We start from the raw sequence: 18,442 nt of genomic DNA on the forward strand, positions 1-18,442 counted from the left end.
GGCATCGTACATGGCAGCGAAAGAACAGTTAACCGCAATGGAAATGATCTGGGGATTTATGAGTGGGACGACAGGACATATGGGAAAGACGGACTTTGCGCCGCAGAAGGAAGCGTTCGGGGATTTTGCATCTCCGGAAACGTATTTTCCGCGCGTGGTGCCGGAGAGCGAGAGCATCTCATCGGAAAAGCTGACGCAGATGCTTCGTGAGCTCGCCGCTGCGCGCCATACGGACATGCATCATCTGCTGGTCCTGCGGAACGGACATGTCATCTGCGAATGCAATTTCGCCCCATACCGCAGCGGCATCTGGCATGCGACGTATTCTATGTGTAAGAGCATCACTGGCATGGCGGCTGGTTTTCTGATCAGTGAAGGAAAACTTTCCCTGGACGAGAACGTCTATGATATTTTTGAAAAACGAAACGGTCTGCTGCAGAAGATCCTGCGCCCGAATCTGACCGTGAAGCATCTTCTGACGATGAAGAGCGGCGTACAGTTCAACGAGATGGGCGTTGTTTCCGGCAACGACTGGGTGGACAGCTTCTTAAATGCGCCGGTCAAGGGAACGCCGGGCGAAGCGTTTGAGTACAACAGTATGAACACGTATCTGCTGTCTGCAATCATACAGGAGCGCACCGGCATGAAAATGGTAGATTACCTGCGGCCGCGTCTGTTTGAGCCTCTCGGCATCCGGAAAGTTTTCTGGGAGAGCTGCCCGGCAGGGATTACGAAAGGCGGCTGGGGCCTCTTCCTGTGCCCGGAGGACGCGGCCAAGCTCGGGGTGATGTACGTGAACGGCGGAAAATTCGAAGGAAAACAGATCGTCCCGGCGGAATGGGTCGCAGCGTCCACCTCCGTTCATGCGACACCGCCGGAAAAGATGGGAAAATATGGCTATGGTTACCAGGTCTGGATGGAGGAGCGGCCGGGCAGCTTTGCGTTCAATGGCATGCTGGGGCAGAACGTGCTCGGTTATCCGGATACCGGCGTGGTGATTGTGACGAATGCGGGCAGCAACGAGCTGTTCCAGACGTGTGAGATGCTCGACATTGTGCGGAAGTATTTCGGCGCGGAATTTGGTGCAGAGCTGAAATCCGGCGAGGCGGAAAGCCCGATGGCATATCAGAAGCTGGTGCAGACCTGCCGTGATCTGGAGGGCGCGAAAGAGACACCGGGAAGAATCCTGCGCGGCGGCTGGAAGCGGAGAACACCGGGGCCGCGGAACAGCGGAACACCGCGTCAGATCGACATGGCGCAGCTTCTGCACGGAAAAGAATATAAAATGGAAGACACGCATGTCGGCATGTTTCCGCTGACGCTGCAGGTCTTCCACAACAACTTTTCCGACGGCATCCGCCGCATCGGTTTCTTCTATGAAAAAGGCCGTTTCTTTGTAGCGCTGACCGAGGGAGAAAAAACACAGCGCATTGAGATCGGTCTTACGGGGTCCAAAGTTGTAGAATGGGTGGAAAACGAGGAATCGTATCTGCTCGGAACGACGGGACAGTTTGCGGAGAATGAAGACGGCGAACTGGTGCTGAAGCTTGAGTTTGCATTTCTGGAAGAGGCCGCAAGACGGAGGGTCAAAATCATTTTCCAGCGTGATTTCGAGCGGATCAGACTGGAGTGGAATGAGACGCCGGGCAAGGATCTGATTATCGAGGGCCTTGAATCCCTCGTGACGGATGTGGCGATCGCACCGCTTCTGCCGTCGCGGTTCCGCGAGCGGAGCCTTGACATGATCCATCTGCTGATGGCACAGACCATTGAGCCAATGGTAGAGGCACACCGCGTGCGGCCGGGGGAAGAAACGGAGACAGAAGAAGCGGCAGCGGAAGCTGAATCGGCCGCGGCAGTGGAAAATGCGGAAAACGCAGAAGAAACGGTGTAAAAACAGAAAAAATCAGAAGAGAAATGTGGATAAAAAAGGGAATGGAGCTGCCGGATGCGCAGTTCCATTCCCTTTTAAAAATACAGATTACAGATTCAAAGCCATATCGCCGGATTTGATCAGGTTTGCCTTGCGGAATACCTCTGAGAAGAACAAGGTGATCACAGCCGGAAGCACGAAGTGGAGCAGAATGATTTTGATGATGACGAGCTTCGGATCATCGTAAGCGATCATCGTCTGATACGTTGTGATCTGTCCGACAAGACCTGCGGAACCCATGCCGCTTCCCGTTGCATTATTCTGCATATTGGCGAGGATTGTGGAGACGGGTCCTAAAATCGCACTCGAGAAGATGACGGGCAGCCAGATCAGTGGATGACGCATGATGTTCGGCACCTGGAGCATCGAGGTTCCAAGACCCTGTGCGACAAGGCCGCCGAATTTGTTTTCCCGATAACTTGCAACCGCGAATCCGACCATGTTGCAGCAGCAGCCGATCGTTGCGGCACCGGCGGCAAGACCGGAAAGATTCAGAATGATGCCGAGTGCAGCGGAGCTGATCGGCAGTGTCAGAACCATACCCATGACGACCGAAACAACGATGCCCATGATGAACGGCCGCTGTTCCGTTGCCCAGTTGATGATGCTTCCAAGGCCTGTCATCATCTGGGAGATCGGCGGTCCGACGAGCAGTCCGACAACGGAACCGGCTCCGATGGTGATGACCGGTGTCACGATGATATCAACCTTGGTCTTGCCGGAAACCAGATGGCCGCAGGTGATGCCTGCGAAAGCTGCGATGAAAGCGCCGAGCGGTTCGCCAGGTCCTGCCAGAACGGCATTTCCGTCCACAAAGAATGTGCCGCCGGTGATCTTGCCGGCATAACCGCCGACCATGGCGGCGACGGCTGCAGAAACCGTGACAAGCGGGCTTTCCCCATATTTCACTGCCACGCCGACACCGATACCGGCACTTGTCAGGGCTGCGGCAGCTTTTCCAAGCAGATAGATCACATTTCCGGTCGAACCGCCGATCAGAAGACCGATCTGCTGAATCATCGTACCAATAATCAGGGTTGCAAAAAGACCCTGCGTCATGCCGCCGAAGCCATCAATGAAGATGTGCGAGGCGACTTTTTTGATTGTTCGCATATGGAATTCCTCCTCATGTATGTGGTGTGTTACTGTATTCACAAGTGACTTGTCAGTCGACTTTTAGTCTATCATAAGATGGGGGCGGGTGCAATCCTTTTCCGGGGGCATAAGTTGACAAAAGAAAGGGGCACGCTTATAATTGAGACAAATTCAGAGCGCTTCGAGAAAACAGCTCAGACAGTAAAAAAGTGATAAAGGAGACGCATGGGAAAACAGAAAAAGAAACAGAAAAAACGCGGCAATCCGCTTTGGACTCTGGTATTTTTAGCGGCACTTGCTGTTTTCTGCTTTTCCGGGTACAAGCTGATCGGCATTTACCTGGATTACAAGACCGGCACGGATGAATACCGGGATCTGCAGCAGTATACGACGGAAATTACAAAAACACCAGAGACACCGGCAACGACGAAAACAGAGGAGCCACAGGCGGAATCCGAACCGGCGGAGCCTTCCGAACCGGAGCCGGAACCACTGTCGTATCCGACAGAACCGCCGCTTGCCGTCGATTTTGAATCCTTAAAAGCGATTAACCCGGATGTGAAGGGATGGCTTTATATCGAAGCTCTCGACATCAGTTACCCGGTCGTACAGGGGCCGGACAATGTTGCGTATCTTCATACGACGTATGAGGGAACGAGCAACTTTGCGGGTTCCATTTTCCTCGATTACCAGAATCAGGATGATTTCAGTGATGGAAACACAATCGTTTACGGTCATAATATGAAGAATCTCTCCATGTTCGGAAAATTGAAACAGATGAAGGAGCAGGAAAAATATAGGGACAGCGTCTATTTCTGGATGCTGACGCCGGAATCAAACGATGTGTACCAGATTTTTTCTGCTTTTTATACGGAGGCAGACAGTGATGTCTACACGCTGTATTCCGGCGGGGGTGAAGCGTTTGTACAGTATCTGAATACCATGGCGGCGCGGTCAGAGATCCCGGTGGAGCAGCCGGAGATGGATGAAAACAGCCATATTATTGTGCTGTCCACCTGTGCGGCGAGCGATACGACTGGACGGTTCGTCGTTCTGGGCGTGCGGCGGAACCGGTAATGATTGGTCAGGAGGAGGAATGACAGATGGAAGAGGAAAGAAAAATCGAAGAACTGCAGAGATTGATTGATACGCATGAAAATATCGTATTCTTCGGCGGCGCGGGCGTGTCCACGGAGAGCGGGATTCCGGATTTCCGGAGCGTGGATGGCCTTTATCATCAGAAGTATGACGTTCCGCCGGAGACAATTTTAAGCCACAGCTATTTCCTGCGGTACCCGGAAAAATTTTATGCTTTTTACCGCGACAAAATGCTTCCGGTCGGCGCAGAACCGAATGCGGCGCACAAAAAGCTTGCAGAGCTGGAAGCGGCGGGAAAATTAAAAGCGGTTGTGACGCAGAACATTGACGGACTGCATCAGGCGGCGGGAAGTAAAGTAGTGTATGAACTGCACGGAAGCACACACCGCAATTACTGCATGAAATGCGGGGCAGCCTGCGATACAGAGCTGGTGAGAAAGAGCAGCGGCGTTCCAAGATGTGAAAAATGCGGAGGCATGATCAAACCGGATGTCGTACTCTACGAGGAGAGTCTGAATGAGAAAGTGCTCGACGGTGCGATCCGCGCGATTGCGGCCGCCGATCTTCTGATCGTCGGCGGAACGTCGCTTGCTGTGTATCCGGCAGCAGGTCTTCTCCAGTATTTTCGGGGCGATGCACTGGTCCTGATTAATAAAGGTGCAACACCGATGGACAACAACGCAGATCTTCTGATCCAGCAGCCGATCGGACAGGTGCTCGGCAGTATCCGGGTGTGAAACTTCAGAGCTGTGAAAAATGGAGGTGCGGCTCTGATGATACAGAGAGAACCTTGAGAAAAAATCTCGGAAAGTGTCAGGAAATATAAAAATAAGGCGGAAAAACATGGCAGAACATTACGAAGTAGGCGATATTGTAAAACTGAAAAAGCCGCATCCGTGCGGCAGCAGCGAGTGGGAAATCCTGCGTGTCGGCGCAGATTTCCGTCTCAAATGCACCGGCTGCGGCCACCAGATCATGGTAGCACGCAAGCTGGTCGAGAAAAACACCCGCGGATTACGAAAAAAAGATGCGTAATATCGTGAAAAAAACAAGAAAACACGCGAAAAAGGGCTTGCTATAAGCCCTTTTTTATGTTAAAATAACAAATTGTGACGTATAAAAATAATTCCTTGCTCCCCATAATGAAAATGGGGTGCCAAAAAGTCCAAAAGGAGGTAAAGCATGAACAAGTACGAATTAGCACTGGTTGTGAATGCAAAACTTGAAGAAGAGGAACGCGCAGCTGTAGTTGAGAAAGCCAAAGGTTATGTAACCCGTTACGGCGGAACAGTTGGCGAAGTAGAAGAGTGGGGCAAAAAACGCCTTGCATACGAAATTCAGCATATGCGTGAAGCATATTACTACTTTATTCAGTTTGAAGCAGACGCAACAGCTCCGGCAGAGATCGAGAGCCATATGCGTATTATGGATAACGTACTGAGATACTTAGTCGTTAAAAAGGAAGCTTAAGAGGTAAGCGAATGAATAAAGTTATATTGATGGGAAGATTGACCAGAGATCCCGACGTCAGATACTCTGCTGGAGAGAACTCCACAGCGGTAGCCCGTTATACACTGGCTGTTGACCGCAGATTCCGCAGAGACGGCGATTCCGCAACCGCAGACTTTATCGGATGCGTTGCTTTCGGCCGCCAGGCGGAATTTGCAGAGAAATACCTGCGTCAGGGAACGAAGATCGCCATCACCGGCCGCATTCAGACCGGAAGCTACACCAACCGTGAAGGCCAGAAGGTTTACACGACAGACGTAGTTGTAGAAGAGCAGGAGTTTGCAGAGAGCAAAAATGCAGGTGGAAACAACGGAGGATACTCCGCACCGCAGCATAGCAATCCGGCTCCGTCCGCGAATACATCTGACCTGGGCAGCGCCGATGGTTTTATGAATATTCCCGATGGCATTGACGAAGAATTGCCATTTAATTGATAGAAAAGGAGAGATTGATCATGGCTTATAATAATAGTGAAAGACCAGCTTCCAGAAGACCGGCCCGCAGAAGAAGAAAAGTTTGTGTTTTCTGTGGTGGAGAAGAGATCAGCTACAAGGATGCAGCTAAACTGAAAAAATATGTATCCGAGCGTGGTAAAATCCTGCCGAGACGTGTAACTGGAACCTGCGCAAAACATCAGAGAGCAGTAACAGTAGCCGTTAAGAGAGCAAGACATATGGCTATTATGCCGTACGTAGATGATTGATTCTGACTTGCGCTAAGCACTGTCCGAACGTTCATTTTGAATCGGTAAATAAATGGAGGTATCTGCCCGAAAAGGGCGGGTACCTTTTTTGTATCCAGAAGTATCTTGTTGCCAAAGTACAGGTCAAAGTGGTATAATCGGAAGGACAGGAGCGAAATACAACACGCAACGTTGGAAAGGTGTTAGGAAATGAAAAGCAAAATGAAGTTGAGCGGCCAATTGCGGAGCTATCTTCGATGGCCGCTGATTTTGTCCATCCTGATGCTTGTGATGAATATCGGCATGTATTTTGTGGATGTGATGGCAGGAATGTGGTTCACGTTGTTTTTTGCAGTCTATGTGATCGCAGCCGCAGTTCTCTATTACAGACAGCGTCCGCAGGTGATCAACGAGCTGATTACCTTTGCGACCGAATACGGTCAGGTTCAGAAGCATCTGATCCAGGAACTGGCGCTGCCCTATGCCGTTATGGATTCGCAGGGAAAACTTCTCTGGGTCAACAAAGAGTTTACAAAAATCACAGGGAAGGATACACAGTATCATAAATGTATCGCCACCATTTTTCCGGAGCTGACGGTCGAGCGGCTGCCGAAAAATGAGGAGGAGACCGACATCAACGTGGCTTACGGCGAAAAGAATTTCCGTGCCCATGTAAAAAGCGTCTGCATCGACGAGCTGATCCAGAATTCGGAGATGATCAACACAGATATCAAAGGCTATTTTATTCAGGCACTGTATCTGTTCGATGAGACGGAGCTCCGCGAGTATATGCGGAAATTCGAGGACGAAACGATGGTCACCGGTCTTCTGTATCTGGACAACTACGACGAGGCGCTGGAGAGCGTCGAGGAGGTCCGCCGTTCCCTTCTGACCGCACTGGTCGAGCGAAAGATCAACAAATATTTCAACGATCTCGACGGACTGGTGAAGCGGTATGAGAACGACAAATACATCGTGGTCATGCGCCGGAGTTCGTTAAATGAACTGAAAGAGAAAAAATTCGATATCCTCGAGGACGTCAAGACCATCAACATCGGAAACGAGATGGCGGTCACAATCAGTATGGGTATCGGAGCAGATGCTGGATCGTTTGCGAAAAACTCCGAGTATGCGAAAATCGCGATCGACCTGGCTCTTGGCCGGGGCGGCGATCAGGTCGTTTTAAAGGACGGTTCGAAGATTCAGTATTTCGGCGGAAAAACGCAGGCTGTGGAAAAGAATACGAGAGTTAAAGCCCGCGTCAAGGCGCACGCGCTGAAAGAATTTATGAACACGAAAGAGAAGGTCGTTGTCATGGGGCACCGCCTGCCGGATGCCGATTCGTTCGGTGCGGCCATCGGTATCTACCGTGCGGCGAAAACGCTGAATAAAAAAGCGTACATCGTCATCGACAACCCGACCAGCTCGATCATTCCGCTGATGAATACGTTCCGCGACAACCAGGATTATGAGGCGGACATGTTTGTCAACAACCATGAGGCGAAAGAGATCATGGACGACAACACGCTGCTCGTTGTGGTCGATACGAACAAGCCGAGCATCACACAGTGTGAGGATCTGCTGTACATGGCGAAAATGATCGTCGTGCTGGATCATCACCGGCAGGGAAGCGATACGATCCGCAACTCGGTGCTTTCCTATATTGAGCCGTATGCATCATCCGCGAGCGAGATGGTTGCCGAGATTCTCCAGTATTTTACCGAGGGAATCCGCATCCGGAACGTGGAGGCGGACAGCATCTATGCCGGCATCATGATCGATACCGACAACTTTATGCAGAAAACAGGTGTCCGCACGTTCGAGGCGGCAGCTTTCCTGCGCCGCTGCGGTGCGGATGTGACGCGTGTGCGCAAGCTGTTCCGTGAGGATATGAACGATTACAAGGCAAGAGGAGAGACGATCCGCAATGCGGAGCTGTTCCGCGGCCAGTTCGCGATTTCCGAATGCCCGAGCGACTATGTGGACAGCCCGACGGTGGTCGGAGCACAAGCGGCGAACGAGCTGCTGAACATTGTCGGTGTCAAGGCGTCCTTTGTACTGACCGAGTATAAAGGCGTGATCTATATCAGCGCCCGCGCGATTGATGAGGTCAATGTACAGATCATCATGGAGCGGATGGGCGGCGGCGGTCATCTGAATATGGCAGGATGCCAGCTTGAGACCGTCGATCTGGAGGGGGCGCGCAGCCTCCTAAAATCAACCTTAACAGAAATGCAGGATGGAGGAGAAATCTGATATGAAAGTTATCTTACTGGAAGACGTAAAAGCACTTGGTAAAAAAGGACAGACTGTAAACGTAAGTGACGGATATGCAAGAAACATGCTTCTGCCGAAAAAACTCGGCATCGAGGCAACCGCAAAAAACCTGAATGAGCTGAAACTCCAGAAAGCACACGAGGACAAAGTGGCAGCAGAGCAGCTCGCTGAGGCACAGGCTTTCGCGAAAGAGATTGAGGACAAACAGGTTACCGTAGCAATCAAAGTCGGCGAGGGCGGAAAAGTATTCGGAAGCGTATCGGCAAAAGAGATCGCTGAGGCAGCAAAAGAGCAGCTCGGATACGACATCGACAAAAAGAAAATGCAGCTTCCGAACCCGATCAAGGTTCTTGGAACGACAGAAGTGCCGATCCGCCTGCATACCAAAGTAACTGCAAAGCTGAAAGTTATCGTAAAAGAAGCATAATTCTATGGAAGAAGCACTGATTAAACGAATCCTTCCGCACAGCATCGAGGCGGAGCAGTCGGTCATCGGTTCCATGCTGATGGGGCGCGAAGCCATCATGGCGGCATCGGAAATCCTGACGAGCGACGATTTTTACCAGCACCAGTACGGCGTCATTTTTGATGCCATGGTGGAGCTGTTCAATGAGGGAAAACCGGTCGATCTGGTCACCCTGCAGAACCGCCTGCGTGAAAAGGATGTTCCGCCGGAGATCAGTTCGATGGAGTTTGTCCGCGATCTTTTAAATGCGGTGCCGACTTCGGCGAATGTGCGCCATTATGCGAACATCGTCAGCGAGAAAGCGGTGCTGCGCCGTCTCATTAAGCTGACAGAAGAGATTGAGAATGACTGCTATCTGAACAAAGAGCCGGTGGAAGTCATCATGGAGGAGACGGAAAAGAAGATGTTCCAGTTATTGGGCCAGCGGAATTCCGGAGACTTCATGCCGATCCGCCAGGTTGTCATCAATACGCTGGAGAACATCGAGCGTGCATCGAAGACGAAGGGAAATGTCACGGGTATTCCGACCGGATTCACGGATCTGGACTACAAGACATCGGGTCTGCAGAACTCTGACTTTATCCTGATTGCGGCACGTCCGTCTATGGGTAAAACGGCGTTTGTCCTCAATATTGCGCAGTATATGGCGTTTAAGAAAGACAAAGCCGTTGCGATTTTCAGTCTCGAGATGTCGCGGGAGCAGCTGATGAACCGTCTGCTCTCGATGGAGTCGAAAGTAGATTCCCAGCATCTGAGAACCGGAAACCTGAAAGACGACGAATGGAGCAAGCTGATCGAGAGCGCCGGCATGATCGGTGAATCCCGACTGATGATCGACGATACACCTGGTATCTCGATCGGAGAGATGCGGTCGAAATGCCGCAAATACAAGCTGGAGCACGGTCTTGATATCATCATCATTGACTACCTGCAGCTGATGTCGGGAAGCGGAAAGAGCTCCTCGGAATCGCGCCAGCAGGAGATTTCGGATATCAGCCGTTCCTTAAAAGCACTCGCGAGAGAGCTGAATGTGCCGGTTGTTGCACTGTCCCAGCTTTCCCGGGCTGTTGAGCAGCGTACCGACCACCGTCCGATGCTTTCCGACCTGCGTGAGTCGGGAGCGATCGAGCAGGATGCCGACGTTGTTATGTTTATCTATCGAGATGATTACTATAATAAGGATTCCGAGAATAAGGGAATCGCGGAAATCATCATCGCCAAACAGCGAAACGGCCCGATCGGAACCGTCAATCTGGTCTGGCTGCCGGATTATACGAAATTTGCGAATGCAGAGAGATAAAAGAAAATATTTTATGTGTCAGAACGTGTCGTGGGATAGTCCTGCGGCACGTTTTTTGTGTATAATTGTATGAATTTGTCGGAATATTACGATGAGATTTTCTTGCGGCAGGGGATAACAGATCCTATAATAAAGGGAAGAAGGGAGTGGCTGCCGTATGGAAAATAGAACGTATCTGGTCACGGAGGCGGAGAAGCTGACCGGGGAGAAAGCGCATGTGCTCCGGTACTGGGAGGACGAGCTCGGCATGGAAATCCACCGCAATTCGCTGGGACACCGCTGCTATACTGCGCAGGACATTCAGATTTTTCTGGGAATCCGGGAACTGAAGAAAAAGGGGCTTCACCTGAAAGCGATCCGCGAGCTGATGCCGAAGCTGGTGCAGGCAACGGCGGAGATCAAAGCGTTTCCGGCGGAAGCGGCAGAGACGGCAAAGGAGAAGCCGGATCCGGCAATACCGGGAAAAGCGGACGAAGTGCCGGAGGTGGTTGTCGATCTTCTGCCCGAGCGGGAAGCAGAACAGCTGGCGGACACTGTGATGCGGCAGGAAGAGGAGGAGCGTCAGACGGAGTTTTACCGCGTGCTCGGCCGTCTGCTCGATCAGATGATACAGAAGCGGCGCCAGGAAGAGCGGAGCCGCCGTGTGGATGAGGCGATCCGCCGCCACCAGCAGAGCCGGAGAGAAGCAGCGGCGACGCTGGAGCAGAAAGGAAAACGGACGAAAGCAAAACGGGGCCATCGGAACAATGGGTAAATCGGACAGAAAAAAAGAACGCCTGTGAGAGGCGTTCTTTTTGGATCCACGCGGAAATCCGGCTTATTTTGCAGCCAGATAATCGTTGATCTGGTCTTCCAGAACCTGAGCGTCCAGGCCGTGAACCATAGCTGCTTCTTCCAGGGACTCACCCTGTGCAGAAGGGCAGCCGATGCAGTGCATGCCGGCTCCCATCAGGATTCCGATGATATTTGTATCCATTGCGATTAACTCGCCGATTGTCATGTCTTTCGAGATCTTTGCCATCTTAAAGTTCCTCCTTTAAATGTGTATATACCCGTCGTTCTGATTTTGACGGCTATTTTGATTATAGCGTACCCCCGGGGGGAATGCAAGAACAAATTCATAAGATTATAGAATGTTTATAATTTTGTACTTGTATTTCAGGGGGCAATCGTTTACAATGTGGATAGTACCGAAAGGGCCAAAAAATCTACAAGGAGGATAAGATCATGGCATATGTAATCACAGACGAATGTGTAAGCTGCGGAACCTGCGCTGGAGAATGTCCAGTAGAGGCTATCGCTGAGGGAGATTCCCATTACGAAATCAACCCGGATGTATGCGTTGAGTGCGGAACATGCGCAAGCGTATGTCCAACCGAGGCTATCACAGAAGAGTAATTTGTACGGAACGTACAAAAAAGGAAGTCCTTCGCGGACTTCCTTTTTTTATACATACGTTTCAAAACTTACAGAGAAGCCAGCTCCTGCAGAGCATTCTCTTTTACCATTGCATTTCCATGTTCCAGCAGAAATGCTTCAGCGGCCAGGGAGAAGGATTCCTGTCTGCCGTACTCAGAAAGAATGTTGCAGACCTTGTTGAATTCCTCCGGTTTGCAGCCGGACTGGTGCAGAACGAGCTGATAGTTGGCATCTGCCGTGTTCTTATAGAGGGAATTGCTGCCGGTAAAATACTGGTTCAGCGCTTTTGCGGAGCTGATGACATCGTCGAGGGTTGAGAAGTGGAAGGTGCGTACCAGATCCACATTCTTTTCCTCGGATGCCGCAGGCTCTTTTTCGTTTTCCTTCTGTGCCGCTTTCTTTGCGATTTCCTGTGCCTTGTTCTTCACATCGCAGAGCTTGTGGAATAGGTCGATGATGTCGTCCGCGCCGGAATACTGTACCGGTTCCGGTCCGTCCGTATCGTCGCCGGATGGAGCAAATTTGGCGAAGCGGGTGTCGAGCTCCTGTGGATCCTCGACTCTGGTGATAATGAGGACAATGCTGTCCGGAGCCACCGGAACGGCCTCGACCATGAGCGGGGCATTATCCACATTGAAGCCGAACTGCTGGTTGGCTTCAAGCATCATATCCTGAAACAGGCTGCGGGCCTTTTCCGTGCCGTAAGCCAGTTCGCTGAGCTTTAAATTTCTTTCGGCAAGATCGGCGCTGGTCAGTGTGCAGCGGATCTTGTTATCATTGATTTTTTCTATTTTCATAACTCTCACGTCCTTAATTACTCTTTACTTATATAAATAGGGCTGCTTACGATATAGTATAACACATCACGGAAAGAAGTAAAGAACTTAAGATTTTTTTTACATTTCGCATAATTTTTTCAGAAATGAAGGGACAAACTTTATTTGTAATTCCCCCGGTTTGAAGTATAATAGGAGTTGGGGAAACCTTTGCTTCTGCCCGGAGGGTGCATACTCCGGCCGGAAGCAGGCACAGAAAAAACGGATCGGATAAGAAGGCGTCCCCGCGAAACATGATCATTGAAACTAAAAACAAAAGTATTTCATACGGATCGAAGGGGCTTTCTTTTTTGTACGTCACAACTGCAAATAAGCCATGAAACAAACAATCGACAAAACTTTTTAAACAGATTTTCTGAAAAATACCCAATAGCAAAAAGCAACGATACTTTCGTTACTGTTCAATCAGCAGTGAAACACCTGTTGTTTCGCTGCGTAAGAACATGATTCAGGTGTGAGCAGCCCTCCTTTTGCGAAGCAAAATTTTAAATGAGGGCTGCGAATGTTACAGTTCGCTGGGAACCAGTGAACTGTAACGATACTTTCTGACTCGCATGCGGTTCCCTTGCGCATAACGGTTGCTATTGGGTATTTTTTTTGTTATAATGGGCGCAAGTGGGGAGATCTTCAGAGCGAGGAAAAGGGGAAAAGAACACATGAAGGAGCAACAGAAGAAAAAAGCAGCGCCGGTACTGGTCGTACTGATTCTGATCGTGATAGTCGGTGCAGCAGGCGTTGTTTCATTTTTGATAAACCGATATAAACCCGGAACCGAATACATGGCCGGGAACGAATATTTTAACCTGACAGACGAAAACAGCGTTGCGCTGATCCAGAACGGAGAACTTCTGGAAGAGCAGGCCGTCCTTATCGGAGGAGAGCCGTATGCGGCATACACATATGTAGAATCCCAGCTGAACAGCTGCTTCTACTGGGATGAAGAAACAAAAGGAATCCTGCTTACAACGAGCGGCGGCGTGCAGACACTGCTTCCGGGCGATGCGGCCGTTGCCAAAACACCGGGCGGACAGCCTGCCGTACAGCAGGAGAGCGACGGAAAGGTTTACATTTCGCTGGATGTCGTAAAAGAATACACAGATCTCGACTATGCATATTACAGCGATCCCAACCGTGTTGTAATCCGGAATGAATGGGACGGCGTGGAGCAGGCGACGGTACAGTCAGACACCGCGCAGGTGCGCCAGAAAGGCGGCATCAAGAGTCTGATTCTTGCGGATGTACAGAAGGGAGACACCCTGCTGTATCTGGAAAATCTGGACAACTGGTGCAAAGTCATGACGGCGGACGGCTATACCGGATACATCCAGACAGAGGATATCTCCGAGCCGGAGGCCATCGAAGCGCGGACGGCAAAGAAAGATTCCTATGAAAGAATTACACGGGATCACAAAATCAATCTGGTCTGGCATCAGAGCACATCGACCGAGTCGAACGATGCGATGGCAGAGATGATAGCAGAAATGACCGGCGTGAACGTGATTTCACCGACCTGGTTTTCCGTGACAGACGAAACCGGTACGATTTCCAGCCTTGCGAGCGCCGATTACGTGAAACTGGCGCATGAAGCGGGACGGGAAGTCTGGGGATTGATTGATAACTTTAATGAAGCATTTGACGAAACAACCGATCTTGCCTACGCATCCGTGCGCAGTAGAATCATTGAGCAGCTGCTCGCCGAGGCAGCATCGTGCGGCATGGACGGCATCAACGTGGATTTCGAGAATCTGAAAGAGGCCGGAATCCCGCATTACCTGCAGTTTCTGCGGGAACTGACGAGCGCGGCGCATGCACAGAATCTTGTGGTGTCGGTCGATACGCCGGTACCGCAGGCTTACACGATGTATTATCAGCGCGGCGAGCAGGCAAGATTTGTGGACTATATGATTGTCATGGCCTATGACGAGCATTTCGCGGGAAGCGAGGAGGCAGGCTCTGTTTCATCCCTCCCGTTCGTACAGCAGGCCGTGGAGGAGATGACGCGGGTGATGCCTGCCGATCAGGTGATCTGCGGAATCCCGTTTTATACCCGTGTCTGGACGGAAAAGTTCGGACAGAGCGCCATTACCAGCGAGGTGCTGGGCATGGATGGCGCCAAAAACTATGCCAAAGAGAATCAGATGACAGAAACCTGGGATGCATCCCTTGGCCAGAATGTGGCAACGGTAGAAACTTCCGATGCCAGATACACGATCTGGATGGAGGATGAGCAGTCCATGGAGGAAAAACTGAAAGTGATCCAAAGTGCCGATCTCGCCGGAGTGGCAGAGTGGAAGCTCGGATTCGAGTGCGCAGACGTCTGGAGTCTGATTTCAAAATATATTGAAACAAACAGTTGACGAGGAGTCCGGGAAGGATAAGGGGAATGATAAAAGCCCGGGCACGAAGGAGGAGTATACATGTCAGAAAACAATCACGAAGAATTATTTAAAACAACGCTGATGGGCGGTTTCGATAAGGACGATGTTATGACGAAAGTGCAGAACCTGAAAGATCAGGCGTATGCCGCTCAGAAGAAACTGGAAGCGAAGATCGAGGAAAAAGAGCAGGAAATCGAGAAGCTGAACCGCAAGATCCGCGAGCGTGAGGATAAAATCGAGGAGCTCGAAAAAAACATTCATGAGAAATACCAGAGCTATATCGACAATTATGACAGCATCAGCGGCCTTGTGTTTGAGGCACAGGTGAAAGCGAAAAAACTGACACAGGAAACAGAGGAGAGCTGCAGAAAGCTAAAAGAAGAGACCGAGGAAGCCTGCCGCCGGAAAACCGAAGAAACGGACGAGTCCTGCCGCGAGAAAACGGAGGAAACGGATGAGGCGTGCTGCAAAAAGAGAGAGGAGACAAACGAGTCCTGCCGGAAACAGCGGGAAGAGACAAAGGAATCCTGTGCAAAGCAGCGCCGCGAGACGAAGGAACAGTGCGAATACATGGTAGAGAGCGCACGTCAGAAGGGCGAGGAACTGGCTGCTGTTTATGAAGAAAAACTGCAGGCCGAAGCAGAAGAAATCCAGAGCCATATGGACGCGGAGCTGCAGAAAGCCAACACCAGATACCAGAAGATTTACGCCGAGATGGAAACCATGACGAGTGTACTCGAGAAGAATCGCAGAATTTTTGAGGAGACCTTTGCCGGCATCGAAAAAATGCGTGAAGAGATGAAACGTTCTGCATCGGAAGTAGAAACCTTCATGAAAGATCCGGTAAAAAGTATCTTTCCCGGAGAAGCAAAAGAAACAGCCGCAGAGCCAGACCGTGAAGATACCGCAGAAGAAGCAGACGAAATCGTCGAAAATTCCGCAGTCATCGATTTCGAAAATGAGCCGGATTATCTCGATGATGACAACGACGAAGAAGAGGATGAAATCCCGAATCGCGCGCATGATGAAGAAGATGAGGAAGAGTAACCGGAAGCAATAAGAGTTGTAACCTGCCCCGCTGCTGCATAAAATGACCAAGAAAGGAAATTTGCAGCAGGGGGCTTTTCATTTGGAAAAAGGGAAAAAACTGGAATGGCTGATGGCGGTGATTCTGCTTTCGGCGGCGTATGTTCTGTCCCGCGAGGGCGCACGGCTGGTGGCAGCACAGAAGGCAGCCACAAAAGTAGTGGTGCTGGACAGCGGCCACGGCGGCGACGATCCCGGCAAAATCGGGGCAAACGGTGTCAAAGAAAAGGACATCAACCTTGCGATTGCCCGTCTGCTGAAAAAGAAGCTGGAAAAGCAGGGAATCCTTGTGGTGATGACGCGGGAAGGGGAGGATGATCTCTCCGATCCGGGAGCCGTGAATGCGAAAGTGCAGGATCTGCAGCGGCGCGTGCAGCTGATTCATAAAAAAAAGCCGGACTGTGTGATCAGCATTCACCAGAACAGCTACCCGGATGCGGCGGTCAAAGGGGCGCAGGTGTTTTATTATACGGATTCAAAAGAAGGCGAAAAACTGGCGCTCTGCATGCAGGCTGCACTGGTCGCGGGGCTCGATCCGGCGAATCACAGGAAAGCCAAGGGAAACAAAACGTATTACATGCTGAAGAAGACAGACGCAGTGCTGGTGATCTGCGAGTGCGGATTCCTCTCAAATCCGGAGGAGGAAGCGCTCCTGAACACAAAGGAGTACCAGAAAAAGGTGGCGGATGCACTGTGTGACGGCGTTTTAACGTATCTGGGAGAAAAGAAGAATGGCAAAGAGAAGACACAGACGAAGACGGAAGAGACCGCTGCGGGCGCTGCTTCCGCTTATGCTTGCCCTGCTGGCGGCTTATCTGGTATTCGGAGAATTTGATGAGAGCGATCCCGCGCAGAACGGAAGCGGAGCGGACAGCAGCACTGCTTCACAGACGGCAGACGAAAACAATGGTCTGTCAGAGAATGGCGCAACACAGTTTCAGGCGGAAAATACAGATGAGGAGGAGCTGGCGAAGCGGTATTATTACAGCCAGCTCGATGAAAACAGACAGATGATTTACCGCGAACTGGTGCAGGGAATCGCGGAACACCAGGAAACCATCATCACAAAAGGCGGCGATCCCGATGTGACGGCGGAGGTTTACGGATGGGTCTATATGGATTACCCGGAGTACTGCTGGATCAACGGAGCATCACATGTCACGGGATACGGTGAGCCGAAAAACTACTGTGAGGTAGTTCCAGAATACACGATTTTTGCGGAGGAGATCACAGGCCGCCAGACCCAGATCAAAGGGGCGGGAAACGATTTCTTAAGTGATATCGACCGTTCGATGGATGACTATGGGAAGATCAAGGCTGTCTTTGAAAAATGTATCCGGCAGATTGATTATGTGAAAGATGCGCCAGAGAATCAGACACTCTACAGCGGACTTGTGAACGGACAGACGGTCTGCGCAGGCTATGCCAGAACGTTCCAGTATCTGATGAACCGCCTGGACATCCCGGTCATTTATGTGACGGGAACGACAGACACCGGCGAGGCGCACGGCTGGAATATCGTAAAGTGCGGAGACAATTATTACAACGTCGATGTAACCTGGGGCGATCCGGTATTCGCAGAGGGCGAGAGCGGCGAGTACAATCTGCCGGACGACCTGATCTACTACGATTTTCTCTGCGTTTCCGATGCGGAATTTTCGGACACGCATCAGGCGGATGCGAATCTGCCGCTCCCGGCGTGCAATGCAGATGACCTCGAGTATTACCGCCAGATCGGCCGGTACATGGATACATTTGATGCAAAACAGATTCTGTGGGAAATGGAGACGGATATTGAAGAGACGAAAGAGTATTCCGAATTTAAATTTGCCACCGATGATCTGATGGCACAGGTCATGGAAGCCCGACCGGAGCTTCTCGATAAGGCTTCCGGCTATCTTTGCAGCTATTACGGACTCGGGTCCGTAAAATATACATACAGCGAGGATACGGCGACAAGAAAGCTGATGGTATTCTGGCAATATAAAGGAGAACCGAGTGAATGACGGTTCTCCTTTAAAAATATCCGGAAACAAAATGTCGATCAGCTCGCGCTCGAGAAACTCGATGGTAATCAGGCACGAATAAGGGAGTTCGGAAACCTGGGAAACACTCACAAGATCCTGACGGACGGTGATGGAATGATCCGTGACATCGGTAACCTCTGCGACCCAGGCGGCATGCGGGATCGTCAGATGTTTCGCAATCAAAGGGCCGACCTGCGCGGTATCGCCGTCGGTTGTCTGACGTCCGCAGATAATCAGATCCGCGCCGCCGATCACCTGAATACCCTGCGCCGGCGTTAAGAATATCCCCCGTGGGGGCTTGTGAAAAAGGCCGATTTTTGGTAGAGTAAAGGGATA

The 18,442-nt window shown here is 51.0% G+C and carries 19 protein-coding genes and 1 pseudogene; 16 read left to right on the forward strand and 4 right to left on the reverse strand.

From position 1 onward, the window contains the following. The first annotated feature begins 10 nt into the window (after positions 1-10). Positions 11-1,894, forward strand: coding sequence for a serine hydrolase domain-containing protein (locus DWY63_RS12440; RefSeq protein ID WP_158568372.1), 1,884 nt, complete (start codon positions 11-13; stop codon positions 1,892-1,894). An 87-nt stretch (positions 1,895-1,981) separates the two neighbouring features. Here DWY63_RS12440 and DWY63_RS12445 read toward each other — a convergent pair whose 3' ends face one another. After that, positions 1,982-3,046, reverse strand: a complete 1,065-nt coding sequence (locus DWY63_RS12445) for a PTS transporter subunit IIC (RefSeq protein WP_117509767.1) — start codon at positions 3,044-3,046, stop codon at positions 1,982-1,984. 207 nt (positions 3,047-3,253) lie between these two features. Between DWY63_RS12445 and srtB the strand changes: the two genes are divergently transcribed. From srtB to DWY63_RS12495, 10 genes are all read left to right on the forward strand, one after another. Beyond that, positions 3,254-4,105, forward strand: a complete 852-nt coding sequence (srtB, locus tag DWY63_RS12450) for a class B sortase (RefSeq protein ID WP_117802324.1) — start codon at positions 3,254-3,256, stop codon at positions 4,103-4,105. Positions 4,106-4,131: 26 nt separating this feature from the next. Next, the gene (locus DWY63_RS12455) at positions 4,132-4,863 is read left to right on the forward strand and encodes an NAD-dependent protein deacylase (protein ID WP_117802325.1); all 732 of its coding nucleotides are present in this window, start codon (positions 4,132-4,134) and stop codon (positions 4,861-4,863) included. A gap of 106 nt (positions 4,864-4,969) precedes the next feature. Further along, positions 4,970-5,161: a DUF951 domain-containing protein gene (locus DWY63_RS12460; RefSeq protein WP_022461609.1), complete on the forward strand. Its 192-nt coding sequence runs from the start codon at positions 4,970-4,972 to the stop codon at positions 5,159-5,161. 147 nt (positions 5,162-5,308) lie between these two features. After that, entirely contained in the window at positions 5,309-5,596 is a 288-nt protein-coding gene (rpsF, locus tag DWY63_RS12465; protein ID WP_022461610.1) for a 30S ribosomal protein S6, read from the forward strand. Positions 5,597-5,607: 11 nt separating this feature from the next. After that, positions 5,608-6,069, forward strand: coding sequence for a single-stranded DNA-binding protein (locus tag DWY63_RS12470; protein ID WP_117802326.1), 462 nt, complete (start codon positions 5,608-5,610; stop codon positions 6,067-6,069). Between the two features lie 20 nt (positions 6,070-6,089). After that, positions 6,090-6,338 (forward strand): 30S ribosomal protein S18, encoded by a 249-nt coding sequence (gene rpsR / locus DWY63_RS12475; RefSeq protein WP_022461611.1) that lies wholly within the window; start codon positions 6,090-6,092, stop codon positions 6,336-6,338. Between the two features lie 189 nt (positions 6,339-6,527). Then, complete coding sequence (locus tag DWY63_RS12480) at positions 6,528-8,573, forward strand: DHH family phosphoesterase (RefSeq protein WP_117802327.1); 2,046 nt, start codon at positions 6,528-6,530, stop codon at positions 8,571-8,573. 1 nt (position 8,574) lies between these two features. Beyond that, on the forward strand, positions 8,575-9,021 hold the full coding sequence (gene rplI / locus DWY63_RS12485) for a 50S ribosomal protein L9 (protein ID WP_022461613.1): 447 nt from the start codon (positions 8,575-8,577) through the stop codon (positions 9,019-9,021). Positions 9,022-9,025: 4 nt separating this feature from the next. Next, entirely contained in the window at positions 9,026-10,360 is a 1,335-nt protein-coding gene (gene dnaB, locus DWY63_RS12490) for a replicative DNA helicase (protein WP_022461614.1), read from the forward strand. 157 nt (positions 10,361-10,517) lie between these two features. After that, positions 10,518-11,114 carry a MerR family transcriptional regulator gene (locus tag DWY63_RS12495; protein WP_055220134.1) on the forward strand — a complete coding sequence of 199 codons (597 nt, stop codon included), beginning with the start codon at positions 10,518-10,520 and terminating at the stop codon, positions 11,112-11,114. 63 nt (positions 11,115-11,177) lie between these two features. Here the strand turns inward: DWY63_RS12495 and DWY63_RS12500 are convergent, their stop codons facing one another. Beyond that, on the reverse strand, positions 11,178-11,381 hold the full coding sequence (locus DWY63_RS12500) for a DUF1858 domain-containing protein (protein WP_022461615.1): 204 nt from the start codon (positions 11,379-11,381) through the stop codon (positions 11,178-11,180). Between the two features lie 206 nt (positions 11,382-11,587). On the opposite strand from DWY63_RS12500, the gene DWY63_RS12505 reads away from it, so the two are divergent. Continuing rightward, positions 11,588-11,758 (forward strand): DUF362 domain-containing protein, encoded by a 171-nt coding sequence (locus tag DWY63_RS12505; RefSeq protein WP_022461616.1) that lies wholly within the window; start codon positions 11,588-11,590, stop codon positions 11,756-11,758. A 68-nt stretch (positions 11,759-11,826) separates the two neighbouring features. Here DWY63_RS12505 and DWY63_RS12510 read toward each other — a convergent pair whose 3' ends face one another. Then, on the reverse strand, positions 11,827-12,576 hold the full coding sequence (locus DWY63_RS12510) for an adaptor protein MecA (protein ID WP_022461617.1): 750 nt from the start codon (positions 12,574-12,576) through the stop codon (positions 11,827-11,829). A 695-nt stretch (positions 12,577-13,271) separates the two neighbouring features. Between DWY63_RS12510 and DWY63_RS12515 the strand changes: the two genes are divergently transcribed. The 4 genes from DWY63_RS12515 (at position 13,272) to DWY63_RS12530 (ending at position 18,085) form a co-directional block, all read left to right on the forward strand. Next, a complete protein-coding gene (locus tag DWY63_RS12515) occupies positions 13,272-14,972 on the forward strand; it encodes a glycosyl hydrolase family 18 protein (RefSeq protein WP_158568373.1) in 1,701 nt (566 codons plus the stop codon). Between the two features lie 60 nt (positions 14,973-15,032). Beyond that, entirely contained in the window at positions 15,033-16,040 is a 1,008-nt protein-coding gene (locus DWY63_RS12520; RefSeq protein ID WP_117802329.1) for a hypothetical protein, read from the forward strand. Positions 16,041-16,122: 82 nt separating this feature from the next. Further along, on the forward strand, positions 16,123-16,914 hold the full coding sequence (locus DWY63_RS12525; protein WP_330410121.1) for an N-acetylmuramoyl-L-alanine amidase: 792 nt from the start codon (positions 16,123-16,125) through the stop codon (positions 16,912-16,914). After that, entirely contained in the window at positions 16,811-18,085 is a 1,275-nt protein-coding gene (locus tag DWY63_RS12530) for a transglutaminase domain-containing protein (RefSeq protein WP_117802330.1), read from the forward strand. Before DWY63_RS12525 ends, DWY63_RS12530 begins: the two co-directional genes overlap by 104 nt. 120 nt (positions 18,086-18,205) lie before the next feature. On the opposite strand, the pseudogene DWY63_RS19135 reads toward DWY63_RS12530, so the two are convergent. After that, a pseudogene (locus DWY63_RS19135) lies at positions 18,206-18,361 on the reverse strand (electron transfer flavoprotein subunit beta); the annotation flags it as partial. Positions 18,362-18,442: the final 81 nt, after the last annotated feature.

The organism is Blautia sp. AF26-2, from assembly GCF_003460955.1.
GTDB classification, from domain to species: Bacteria; Bacillota; Clostridia; order Lachnospirales; family Lachnospiraceae; genus Fusicatenibacter; species Fusicatenibacter saccharivorans.

Excerpts from the sequence above, each read along its gene's own strand:
- DWY63_RS12510 (WP_022461617.1), bottom strand. The coding sequence starts at position 12,576 with ATGAAAATAGAAAAAATCAATGATAACAAGATCCGCTGCACACTGACC.
- DWY63_RS12460 (WP_022461609.1), top strand. The coding sequence starts at position 4,970 with ATGGCAGAACATTACGAAGTAGGCGATATTGTAAAACTGAAAAAGCCG.
- DWY63_RS12455 (WP_117802325.1), top strand. The coding sequence starts at position 4,132 with ATGGAAGAGGAAAGAAAAATCGAAGAACTGCAGAGATTGATTGATACG.
- rplI (WP_022461613.1), top strand. The coding sequence starts at position 8,575 with ATGAAAGTTATCTTACTGGAAGACGTAAAAGCACTTGGTAAAAAAGGA.
- DWY63_RS12495 (WP_055220134.1), top strand. The coding sequence starts at position 10,518 with ATGGAAAATAGAACGTATCTGGTCACGGAGGCGGAGAAGCTGACCGGG.
- DWY63_RS12445 (WP_117509767.1), bottom strand. The coding sequence starts at position 3,046 with ATGCGAACAATCAAAAAAGTCGCCTCGCACATCTTCATTGATGGCTTC.
- DWY63_RS12470 (WP_117802326.1), top strand. The coding sequence starts at position 5,608 with ATGAATAAAGTTATATTGATGGGAAGATTGACCAGAGATCCCGACGTC.
- DWY63_RS12530 (WP_117802330.1), top strand. The coding sequence starts at position 16,811 with ATGGCAAAGAGAAGACACAGACGAAGACGGAAGAGACCGCTGCGGGCG.
- DWY63_RS12515 (WP_158568373.1), top strand. The coding sequence starts at position 13,272 with ATGAAGGAGCAACAGAAGAAAAAAGCAGCGCCGGTACTGGTCGTACTG.
- DWY63_RS12440 (WP_158568372.1), top strand. The coding sequence starts at position 11 with ATGGCAGCGAAAGAACAGTTAACCGCAATGGAAATGATCTGGGGATTT.
- rpsF (WP_022461610.1), top strand. The coding sequence starts at position 5,309 with ATGAACAAGTACGAATTAGCACTGGTTGTGAATGCAAAACTTGAAGAA.
- rpsR (WP_022461611.1), top strand. The coding sequence starts at position 6,090 with ATGGCTTATAATAATAGTGAAAGACCAGCTTCCAGAAGACCGGCCCGC.
- DWY63_RS12500 (WP_022461615.1), bottom strand. The coding sequence starts at position 11,381 with ATGGCAAAGATCTCGAAAGACATGACAATCGGCGAGTTAATCGCAATG.
- DWY63_RS12480 (WP_117802327.1), top strand. The coding sequence starts at position 6,528 with ATGAAAAGCAAAATGAAGTTGAGCGGCCAATTGCGGAGCTATCTTCGA.
- srtB (WP_117802324.1), top strand. The coding sequence starts at position 3,254 with ATGGGAAAACAGAAAAAGAAACAGAAAAAACGCGGCAATCCGCTTTGG.
- dnaB (WP_022461614.1), top strand. The coding sequence starts at position 9,026 with ATGGAAGAAGCACTGATTAAACGAATCCTTCCGCACAGCATCGAGGCG.
- DWY63_RS12520 (WP_117802329.1), top strand. The coding sequence starts at position 15,033 with ATGTCAGAAAACAATCACGAAGAATTATTTAAAACAACGCTGATGGGC.
- DWY63_RS12505 (WP_022461616.1), top strand. The coding sequence starts at position 11,588 with ATGGCATATGTAATCACAGACGAATGTGTAAGCTGCGGAACCTGCGCT.